The following is a 2,540-nucleotide window of genomic DNA, read 5'->3' on the forward strand; positions in this document are numbered from 1 at the left end:
CCTAAAATATGACCAAGGCCGAAAGTGAGATAAGAACATGACAAAAATGCTTACCATTACATCGGGAAAAGGTGGCGCGGGAAAAACCAGTATCAGCCTGAACCTTGCTCTTGCCCTGGCTGATGCGAATCATCGTGTCTGTCTGTTTGATGCGGATTTAGGGTTAGCCAATGTGAATATCCTTACCGGCCTTTATCCACAGTACGGCCTTGCCCAGGTGATGGAAGGCAGCCATACGCTTTCGGACATCATGATCCGCAATTTCAACGGCATAGATATAATACCGGGAAGCTCGGGTGTTGAAAAACTGGCGAATCTGACCAGCCATGAGGCAGACCTTCTGATCCGGTCATTTCTGGAACTGCCCGATTATGACTATTTCCTGATAGATACATCTGCGGGCATATCTTCCCAGGTACTATCCTTTTGCCGGGCCTGCCAGGAGATGATCCTGGTGGTCACGCCGGAACCCACATCCCTGACAGATGCCTATTCTTTGCTTAAGGTCCTGTCAAAAAAAGGAACCATGCCCAAAATCCGGGTGGTGGTCAATCGGGTCAGGACGGCACAGGAGGCAAAAGCCTCCTATGCGAAACTGAAAAAAACGGTTTTTAATTTTTTAGCGACCCCGATTTCACCCCTGGGCATTGTGGCCCGCGACCCCAATGTATCCAACGCGGTTTTCTCCCAGGTGCCGTTTCTCATAAAATATCCGGAAACCCAGGCGACCCGTTGTATCAGAGCGCTTATGCTTAAGCTGGTGAAAGATCCGGGCAAAGAGATCTCTCTTGGGGCATTCTGGAATCAATGCCTTGAAATTCTGGGGCAAAAACCGCCCCATATCCAGGAAGGCTCGGCAATTGGTTCAGATCAAAAAAAAGATGGGCTGGATTATCTTACGTATAGTGGTGAAATCCCCTCGGCATCCGCCGTCATCCCCATAGACCGGGAAGAGGAGCGCACAGCCCGTCGTCTTACCAGCATTGAAGACAAACTGTCACAATTGCTGCAGGAGGTCGCGGATTTAAAGACTCTGCTTAAGGCATCCCCAAAGGGATCGGCAACAAAATCACGGCTTATGGAAGCCGCCCCCCCTGCACACCGTCAGATCGGCGACCCCGAAGCCCCCGAACACTTTATCCTGGACTTTGAAACCTGGCTGACAGAACAGGAAAAATCAAAGGCCAAGGGATTTGCGGCAGTGTAGCAATTCTCCGGGATCACCGGTGTGTTTGCCCGGATCATCCGACAACTTAACCGTGGGCCTGCCTTCCATGCCGGGTTCAGGCTGTACCCAGGACAATTTGATCACAATATTCAAAGGATCAACCCCCACGTCATTGGTCAGATTGGTGCCGATACCATAGGAGTCCTTAACCTTTCCCCGGCAGAACCTATGAATTTTCATTGCCCGTTCCACATCCAGGCCGTCTGAAAATACAATGGCCTTGGAAGCCGGATCAATACCCTTTTCTCTGTAATGGCTGAGGATATCCCGGGTAAAAATTTCAGGGTCTCCGGAATCGTGGCGGACACCGGAAAACCGGCCGGCCCGGTCTCTATTAAAGGCCTTTAAAAAAACCTTCGTGGTAAAGGTGTCGGTCAGCGCAATGCCCAGCACATCAGGATAGACCTTAAGCCAGGCATCCATGGCTGCGGCATTGGCCGTGGCATAATCGGTTAAGGCTGCATGAAACATAATCCATTCATGGGCCAGGGTCCCCATCGGGGCAAGTCCGTAATTTCTGGCAAAATGCACATTGGAGGTGCCGGCCATGCGGTGGTGGTCCAGCGCCAGAACATCCTCAAGAAAATGGGCGTGGTTGGCAACGGAAAATCGCCGCCGGGTACCGAATTCCACAAAGGTCAGGCCGGCATTGGACATCATTTTCGCCTTGGTCTGGTTGCGCTCCCGGATGGCCTGCCTGGACAAAATTTCAGGATTGGCAACCTTGAAAAAGGTTTCGGAAATGATGGCCATCAGCGGTACTTCCCATAAAATGGTCCGGCACCATGGCCCTGCAATCTTGACCGAAAGCGTATGCCCCTGCCGGCAAATTTCCATCTGGTCAGGCTCATAACGGTATGCGGCCAGATAATCCAGGTACGCTTTTGTAAAATAGGGGCAGGCCTTTTCCAGCCACACCCTTTCATCACGGGTCAAGCGTAAACCTGCCATCTGCGCCACCCGGTCTTTAATCAAGCAGTCAAAGCCTTCGGGAAAAGGGGTGCGCCCCCGGTTCGTGAGTTCATACCGGACCCGGGCCTTGGGATACAGCTGATACACGGCCTGCTGCATGGTGAATTTATACAGATCATTGTCAAGTATGGTCTCAATCATGGGCCTGTAATATTTCTAAAAATTTTTTGTATATGTTTTTGTATATGACAGCTAAAAGGATTATCTTATGGCATAATTTTCAAAAAGGACAGAGACTTTATGCAGATAAATACAAAACAGGACCATACAGCAGTGGTTGTTGTGGATATCCAGGCAGATTTCACCCAGGCCATGCAGGGCAGCCTGGCCGTTGGGGGTG

At 50.8% G+C, this 2,540-nt stretch carries 2 protein-coding genes; one reads left to right on the top strand and one right to left on the bottom strand.

The window, feature by feature from the left end; all coding sequences use genetic code 11:
• Positions 1-37 precede the first annotated feature (37 nt).
• Entirely contained in the window at positions 38-1,207 is a 1,170-nt protein-coding gene (locus tag B3D59_RS11625; RefSeq protein WP_286819905.1) for a MinD/ParA family protein, read from the top strand.
• Here the strand turns inward: B3D59_RS11625 and pncB are convergent.
• Positions 1,178-2,341: a nicotinate phosphoribosyltransferase gene (pncB, locus tag B3D59_RS11630; protein ID WP_286819906.1), complete on the bottom strand. Its 1,164-nt coding sequence runs from the start codon at positions 2,339-2,341 to the stop codon at positions 1,178-1,180. The genes B3D59_RS11625 and pncB overlap by 30 nt on opposite strands.
• Positions 2,342-2,540: the final 199 nt, after the last annotated feature.

Origin of the sequence: Desulfobacter sp. UBA2225, from assembly GCF_002348205.1 — a bacterium.
GTDB classification, from domain to species: domain Bacteria; phylum Desulfobacterota; class Desulfobacteria; order Desulfobacterales; family Desulfobacteraceae; genus Desulfobacter; species Desulfobacter postgatei.

What these genes read in the sequence shown, in the direction of transcription:
- pncB (WP_286819906.1), bottom strand. Translation starts at nt 2,341, where the DNA reads ATGATTGAGACCATACTTGACAATGATCTGTATAAATTCACCATGCAG.
- B3D59_RS11625 (WP_286819905.1), top strand. Translation starts at nt 38, where the DNA reads ATGACAAAAATGCTTACCATTACATCGGGAAAAGGTGGCGCGGGAAAA.